Origin of the sequence: Clostridium sp., from assembly GCF_021443865.1 — a bacterium.
In the GTDB taxonomy this organism is placed as follows: Bacteria; Bacillota; Clostridia; order Clostridiales; family Clostridiaceae; genus Clostridium.
The window spans coordinates 1-8329 of the sequence record NZ_JABUTB010000087.1; the positions used below are offsets into that span (position 1 = coordinate 1).

Sequence of the window (8329 nt, forward strand, 5' to 3'; positions counted from 1 at the left end):
ATTATAAGGGTCTTTTTATATTTGTCTACCATAAGGGGATTATACTAAATAGGAGTTTTCTTTTTTGTACAATTAGATATAATTTATAAATACACAGTCTATTATAATTAAGAATAAAGATATATAATGTTATTGGATTATAAAAGAATAGAAAGAAAATAAAAATAATAGGATGTAGGGGGAAAAATGGAAGTATTAAGTCATGGATGTACTTTAGATTGTTTTGATTGCTGTAAATTTAATATTCATGTAGAAAATAACGAAATATTAAAAATAGTAGGCGATAAAAATCATCCTTTTACTAAGGGATTTGTTTGCCAAAAAGGCCTTGCGCATTTAGATAGATTGAGTCATAAAGATAGAATATACAATCCAATGCTAAAGGTTAATGGAGAATGGAAAGAGATAACCTTTAAAGAAGCACTATCAATATTAACAGAAAAATTAAGTTACTATAAAAATAAATATTCATCAAAATCTATATTATATTATGAACAATATGGCAATGGGGCTTTACTTAAAAGCATAGGAGATTTATTTTTTAATTTCTTTGGAGGAGTAAGCAAGGCAAAAGGCGGTCCTTGCTGGAGTGCTGGAATAAAAGCACAGACATTAAATTTTGGAGATGTAAGAAGCCATTCTTTAGAAGATATGTTTAATAGCAAATCAATATTTATTTGGGGAAAGAATCCAGCATTTACATCTATACATACTATGCAATGTATAAAGAAAGCAAAGTCAAAGGGAAGCAAGATAGTAGTAATAGATCCCATTTATACAAAGACAGCTGAAATGGCAGATATATATATTAGAATAAAGCCTAATGGTGATGGAGCTTTAGCTCTTGCAATGGGTAAGATAATAATAGAAAAGGAATTATACGATAAAAGTTATATTGATAATTATGTTAATGGCTTTGAAGAATATAGAAATTATTTAGAAGCATTATCCTTAGAGGACTTGATAGAAGCTTGTGGAGTAGGAATGAATGAAATAGAAGAGTTAGTTCATTTATATACAAATAAATACTCAACAATATTACTTGGATATGGAATGCAAAAGTATAAAAATGGTGGTAATACTATAAGTTTAGTAGATATCTTAGGAGCAATAACAGGACAAATTGGCTTTAGTGGCGGGGGAATAAATTATGCAAATAAGGTTTATCCAAATGTAATTAATTCTGATCCCTATAATAGTGAGGAACTTTGTGAAAATAGATTTTATTATGTAAGTGAGATAGCAGATTTTATAAAGGCTTCTTTAAAAGGTAAAGACTATTATAATGATGAAAAAATATATATAAAAGAAGATATTTCAAAAGAGAAATTAAATAAATATAATATTCCAATAAAAATGGCTGTTGTAACTAAGTCTAATTTGCTAAATCAACTTGCAGATTTAAATGAATTAAAAGATGCTTTTTCTAAAATTGAATTTAAAGTATGCTTTGATATGTTTATGACAGATACGGCAATTGAATGTGATTTATTTATTCCAACTACTAGTACCTTAGAAAGTGAAGATATTATATATAGTTCTATGACTAATCCATATATTATCTACAATGAAAGGGCAGTAGCTCCAAAGGAAATATTAATGGATGAATATGAGCTTTTTAAAGAGCTTGCTAGAAATCTTAATATAGAAAGATATCCTTATGTAAATAAAAGGGAGTATTTAAGTAAAGTAATAGAACCTTTAAAGACATATAACAAAGAAGTAAATATTGAATATTTAAAGAATAATAACTTTACTATTCATAAACCAATAGCTTGGGAAGATAAAAAATTTGAAACTAAGTCAGGTAAGTTTGAAATTTTCTTTAATAATATGTTATATAGAGAGCATATTAAAGATGAAAAATTTATATTATTAACAAACCATACAAGAGATAGCTTATCTAGTCAGCATATGATGGATAAAGAGGGAATTGCCATTGCATATATAAATGAAAATATGGCTAAAAACTTAAACTTAAATAATGATGAAATAGTAACATTAAAAAGTGAAAAAGGTGAGATAACTGTAAAGTTAAATATTGATAACATAGTATCAGATTATGTTGTTCTTATGTATGTAGGATGGTGGTCTAAACATGGAAACCCTAACTATTTAACAGAATCAGGTATATCAGATATTGGTGGACAAGTTACTTACAATGAAACAAAAGTAAAAATTATTAAAATAAATTAGCTTAAGGAGATTTCATGGAATTAACATATTTTAAGAATATTTTTGAAGACAAAAAATTTATAAAAAAGATAGTGGCAATTGCTATACCAATTGCTATTCAGGCATTATTAAATACAACCTTAAATTTAGTAGATAATTTAATGATAGGTTCATTAGGAGAAAGTTCTATAGCCGCAGTAGGACTAGCCAATAAGGTTTTCTTTGTATTTACTTTATTATTATTTGGAGTAGTTAGTGGTTCATCAATTTTAACTGCTCAATATTGGGGTAAAAAAGATATAAAAAATATTAGAAAGGTACTGGGAGCTTCTCTTATTATAGGTCTTTCAGCAGCTATTTTATTTATGCTTGCAGGAGTCTTTATACCTAAAGTAGTAATGAGAATTTTTACTCCAAGTGAAGGAACAATAGCTATTGGAGCATCCTACTTAGTAGTGGTAGCATTAAGTTATCCATTAACTGCAATTACTAATTGTTATATTTCTGTACTTAGGGCAACTAATAAGGTTAATGCTCCAGTTTTTATTAGTCTAGTAGCTATATTAGTAAATGTAGTACTAAATTATACTTTTATCTTTGGTAATTTTGGAGCACCTAAATTAGGGGTTCAAGGAGCTGCAATAGCTACAGTAATAGCAAGATTAGTAGAGTGCCTATCCATATTAACGGTAGCTTATGTTAGTAAAGGAGCAGCTGCTGCTAAGATAAAGGAATTAATTACTTTTAATAAGGATTTTATTAAAAAATATTTAGTTACTGTTTCACCAGTTATTGCTAATGAGTTTATGTGGGGGCTAGGTGTTACTATGTATTCATTAGTATATGGAAGAATGGGAGATGAAGCTGTGGCATCTATTACTATAACACAAAATGTTGAGCAGATTTGTATTGTTATATTCCAAGGTCTTAGTGCAGCTACAGCAGTAATTTTAGGAAATGAATTAGGAGGAAATAAATTAAAGGATGCTGAAAAGCATGCAAAAAGTTTTTTTGTTATTCAATTAATACTTACAATAATTATGGGAGCAATTTGCATTTTAATAAGAAATCCATTAATTAATTTATTTTCCGTTGATAGTACTGTAGCAAATGATATTACAAAATGTTTAACAGTATTTGTATGTTATTTACCTTTTAGGATGTTTAACTTAGTTAATATAGTAGGAGTTCTAAGAAGTGGTGGAGATACCAAAGCATCATTACTACTTGATTTGACAGGTGTATGGTTAGTAGGAATTCCCTTTGCATTTTTAGGAGGAATAGTTCTAGGCTTACCTATATACTATGTTTATGCCATGATAACCATTGAAGAAGTTTATAAATTTGTATTAGGTTTTAAAAGATATAAACAAAAGAAATGGCTTAAGAATATAGTTGGAGTTTAATAATACTAAAGATGCTAATTAAATATACTTAGTAAAGAGGAATTAAATTTCTTTATTAGTTATAATAAAAAACGAAAATGGAGCTGTCGCAACAGCTCCTAAATTAAAAATGTAGAATGTAGAATTATTCATTTTACATTGTGCGACAGCCCCTTTTTATTTTTCATTTCCTTTAGTTTATTTTTTGTTATTCACCAAGATAAGCACTTTTAATACTATCATCATTTAATAAATCACTAGCTTTTCCTGATAAAACTATTTTTCCTGTTTCTAGAACATAAGCTCTATTGGCAATTGATAAGGCCATGTTAGCATTTTGTTCTACAAGTAGAATAGTAGTACCAGATTTATTTATTTCCACAATAGTATCAAATATATCTTTTACAACTAGTGGGGCAAGCCCCATGGAAGGTTCGTCTAAAATTAACATTTCTGGTCTGTTCATTAAAGCACGACCTATGGCTAACATTTGCTGTTCACCACCAGAAAGAGTACCAGCTTGTTGTTTTTCTCTTTCTTTTAATCTTGGAAATTTAGAGAATACCATTTCCATATCTGATTTAATTTCACTTTTGTTTTTCTTTAAATAAGCACCTAATTCTAAATTTTCTTTTACTGTAAGATTTGCGAAAATCTTTCTGCCTTCAGGTACATGAGATAAGCCAAGAGAAACTATTTCATGAGTAGGAACCTTTTTTAAGTTTCCATCTTTATATGTGATAGTTCCTGACTTAATTGGCTCAAGGCCTGATATAGCTCTTAATGTTGAGGTTTTTCCTGCCCCATTTGCTCCTATTAAGGTTACTATTTCACCTTTTTTTACTTCTAAAGATAAATCTTTTAGGGCGTGTATGCCACCGTAATATAAATTTATGTTGTCTATTTTAAGCATATTCTAAGCCCCCTCACCTAGGTAAGCTTCAATTACCTTAGGATTATTTTTTATTTCATCAGGTGTACCTTCTGCAATTTTCTTACCATAGTCAAGAACTACTATTTTTTCACAAATACCCATAACTAATTTCATATCATGTTCAATTAAAAGAACAGATATATTGAATTTTTCTTTTATCCAATTTATTAGATTCATAAGTTCTATAGTTTCTTGAGGATTCATACCTGCAGCAGGTTCATCTAATAAAAGTAATGATGGGTTTGTTGCAAGTGCTCTTACTATTTCAAGCTTTCTTTGCTCTCCATAGGAAAGATTTTTAGCAGTTTCATCAGCCTTTGTATCTAATGAAAATATTTTAAGAAGCTCTAAGCTTTCTTTTTCAATTTTATTCTCTTCTTTTCTAAATTTAGGTGTTCTTAAAATTGAATCAAATAAAGAGTAATTTATTCTATAATTAAAGCTTACTTTTACATTATCTAATACTGTAAGGTTAGAGAATAATCTTATATTTTGAAAGGTTCTTGCTATCTTTTTCTTAGTTATATTATAAGGTTTAAGACCATTAAGATTTTCTCCTAGATAACATATATTTCCGTTTGTTGGAGAATATACACCAGTTAACATGTTGAAAACAGTAGTTTTACCAGCACCATTAGGACCAATTAAACCAACTATTTGCTTTTCATCAATAGTTAAATTAAACTCTGATACAGCTTTTAATCCACCGAACTCAATTGATAAATTTGAAACATCTAACATAGTTTAAGCCTCCTTTCCTTTTTTTGATTTCTCTACTATCTTAGAAGTATTTTTAAATATTTTTAATGATATTTCTTTATCACCTAAAAGTCCTTGAGGTCTAAATAGCATTAGTACAACAAGAGCAATAGGGTATATAATCATTCTATACTCAGCAAAACCTCTAAGTAATTCAGGTAAGAAAGTTAATACTATAGTAGCTATAATTGAACCTGATAATGACCCCATACCTCCAAATACAACATAAGTTAAATAATCTATAGATTTAACAAAGTTAAAAGTGGAAGGTTGTATATATCCCATATAGTGAGCATATAAAGATCCAGCTAGACCAGCAAAAAATGCTCCTATTATAAATGCCATCATTTTATATTTAAAAGTATTAACTCCCATAGCTTCAGCAGCAATTTCATTTTCACGAACAGTAATCATTGCTCTACCTTGTGAAGAATGAAGGATGTTATATATTATTAAAATTGTTAAAGCAGCAAAGATAAATGCAACAGTAAAGTTAGTCTTTTTTGGTATACTTTTAAGTCCTGTAGCACCGCCAACAGCCTCAATATTCATTATAATAACCCTAATAATTTCACAAAAAGCTAAAGTGGTAATAGCAAAATAATCACCTTTTAAACGTAGTGTTGGATAACCAATTAAAGCTGCAAAGATAGAAGCAATAATAGCTCCAATTAATAAGGCTATAAAGAATGGAAAGTTTGCTTCTTTTGTAAGCATAGCTGATACATAAGCACCTATTGCCATAAAACCAGCATGTCCCAAACAAAGTTGACCAGTAAAGCCTACTATTAAATTAAGTGAAACAGCTAAAATAATATTAATTAATGATAAAATAATTATTCCAGTATAATAAGATTTAATAATTCCAGAGGTTGTAAGACCAAATAGAATACCATAAGCTAAAATGACAGATACTAGTACTAATAATATTTTTTTGTTTAAAAAATCTTTCATTGAAATCACCTACACTTTCTCATTAGTCTTTTTACCTAATAGACCAGCAGGTTTAATTATAAGTATTATTATTAATATTCCAAATACAATAGCATCTGAAAAAGTAGTTGAAATATATGCTTTAGATAAAGTCTCTAATAACCCTATTGATAAACCACCAATTAATGCTCCAGGTATACTTCCAATTCCTCCAAGTACTGCTGCAACAAAGGCTTTTAACCCAGGCATTACACCAATGTAAGGAGTTATGCTAGGATAGGAAATTGCAACTAGAACACCAGCTATACCAGCTAATGCTGATCCAATAGCAAAAGTAAGGGAAATAGTGTTATTTACATTAATCCCCATCAATGAAGCAGCTTCTATATCAAAAGAAGCTGCTCTCATTGCTTTTCCAACCTTGGTTTTATATACAATAAATTGAAGGAGAATTACAAGGAGTGAAGAAACTGCAAACATTAATATGGTTTTCCAATCTAACTGAAGGCCCCCTAATTTAATTGGTTCAAGATCTATTAGTTCCGGAAAATGTTTTGGAGCTGTTCCAACAAATTTACTCATAATATTTTGTAAAAACAATGATATACCAATAGCAGTAATTAATAATGCTATTCTTGGAGATTTTCTTAAAGGCTTATATGCAATCTTTTCTATTAAAATACCAAGTATTGCAGAAGCGGTCATAGCTACTAACAATGTAGGTATTAAAGGTAATTTTAGTACGCTTGATGCATAGTAACCTGCAAAAGCACCTATCATGTAAATTTCACCATGAGCAAAATTTATAAGCTGTATTATTCCATAAACCATAGTGTAACCTAAAGCTAGGAGGGCATATACGCTACCTAAAGCTAAGCCATTTATTAATTGTTGTATAAATTCCATAGTTAATCCTCCCTTATAAATGTATTAAGGATTTATTTTATTATCTAATACCTTATTTCCACCCTCTAATTTAATAACTGCTGCGCCTTTTATTGCAGATCTTTCTACATTAAAACTAATTTTTCCAGTAACGCTTTCTAATTCTATTTTACTTAATTCATCTTTAATAGTTGCTCCATCTGTGCTATTAGCATTTTTAATTGCTTCAACTAAAATTTTAGCAGAGTCATAACCTAAAGCTGCAAAGGAATCTGGCTCTTTGTTATATTCTTTCTTATAAGAATCAACGAAATTTTTAACTATTTCAGATGTATCTCCTGAATAATAGTGATTAATATAAATAGCACCATTTACTGCTTCTCCACCTATATTAACTAACTCTTCAGATTCCCAACCATCTCCACCTAAAAGTTGAGAAGTAATAGAAATATCTCTAGCTTGTTTAGCTATAAGTCCAACAACATTATAGTAATCAGGTAATACTATTACATCAGGATTAGAACTTTTAATCTTAGTTAATTGTGCTTTAAAATCTGTATCTCCATCATTATAGGATAAATATTCAACTACAGTTCCACCATTTTTCTCTAAGGTTTCTTTATAAGCTTTTGCTATACCTATTGAGTAATCAGAACCAGCATTGTATAATACGGCAGCTGTTTTCTTATTTAAATTCTCTTTAGTGTATTTTGCTAAAATCTCACCTTGGAAGGAGTCTATGAAACATCCTCTAAACATATATTCTCCACCTTCATTAGTAATAGAAGGTTCAGTTCCAGTAGGTGTAATCATAGGAATTTGTCTTTCTGTTGAGTTCTTAGCTATAGCTAAAGTAGCGCCAGAAGTAACTCCCCCTAAGATAGCAACTACACCATCTTTATCTACTAATTTATTAAAAGCTTGCATTGCACCATCAGGAGTGGCACCATCATCTTCAAATATAAATTCAATTTTTTTGCCATTTATTCCGCCAGCATCATTAATTTCTTTTTCTAATAAAGACGCCCCTTCTTTAACAGAATTACCATAAGTAGATGCACTACCAGTTAATGGACCGATTCCTCCTATTTTAATAGTTCCACTTTCAGTACTAGAACTTCCACATCCAATTAATAGTGATGTAGCCATTGCTGAGGCTAGAAGTCCTACAAGTAATTTCTTTTTCATAAAAAATCCCCCTTTGAATTAATTACTGATAAAATATCAAATAAATAAACATTTTATTAATAAATTAATA

7 protein-coding genes are annotated in these 8329 nt (G+C 29.3%); 2 read left to right on the forward strand and 5 right to left on the reverse strand.

Translation table 11 applies throughout. The features are described 5' to 3' along the window. Positions 1-186 precede the first annotated feature (186 nt). Positions 187-2196, forward strand: a complete 2010-nt coding sequence (locus HUJ77_RS12940) for a molybdopterin-dependent oxidoreductase (RefSeq protein WP_291709265.1) — start codon at positions 187-189, stop codon at positions 2194-2196. Positions 2197-2210: 14 nt separating this feature from the next. Next, positions 2211-3581: an MATE family efflux transporter gene (locus HUJ77_RS12945; protein WP_291709266.1), complete on the forward strand. Its 1371-nt coding sequence runs from the start codon at positions 2211-2213 to the stop codon at positions 3579-3581. Between the two features lie 187 nt (positions 3582-3768). Here HUJ77_RS12945 and HUJ77_RS12950 read toward each other — a convergent pair whose 3' ends face one another. The 5 genes from HUJ77_RS12950 to HUJ77_RS12970 are packed head-to-tail and all read right to left on the reverse strand — an operon-like array spanning position 3769 to position 8259. Further along, on the reverse strand, positions 3769-4473 hold the full coding sequence (locus tag HUJ77_RS12950; RefSeq protein WP_291709267.1) for an ABC transporter ATP-binding protein: 705 nt from the start codon (positions 4471-4473) through the stop codon (positions 3769-3771). Positions 4474-4476: 3 nt separating this feature from the next. Next, positions 4477-5235 (reverse strand): ABC transporter ATP-binding protein, encoded by a 759-nt coding sequence (locus HUJ77_RS12955; RefSeq protein WP_291709269.1) that lies wholly within the window; start codon positions 5233-5235, stop codon positions 4477-4479. Between the two features lie 3 nt (positions 5236-5238). Then, positions 5239-6207: a branched-chain amino acid ABC transporter permease gene (locus HUJ77_RS12960; RefSeq protein WP_291709271.1), complete on the reverse strand. Its 969-nt coding sequence runs from the start codon at positions 6205-6207 to the stop codon at positions 5239-5241. A 9-nt stretch (positions 6208-6216) separates the two neighbouring features. Further along, positions 6217-7092, reverse strand: a complete 876-nt coding sequence (locus HUJ77_RS12965; protein ID WP_291709273.1) for a branched-chain amino acid ABC transporter permease — start codon at positions 7090-7092, stop codon at positions 6217-6219. A 24-nt stretch (positions 7093-7116) separates the two neighbouring features. Next, positions 7117-8259 (reverse strand): ABC transporter substrate-binding protein, encoded by a 1143-nt coding sequence (locus HUJ77_RS12970; protein ID WP_291709275.1) that lies wholly within the window; start codon positions 8257-8259, stop codon positions 7117-7119. Positions 8260-8329: the final 70 nt, after the last annotated feature.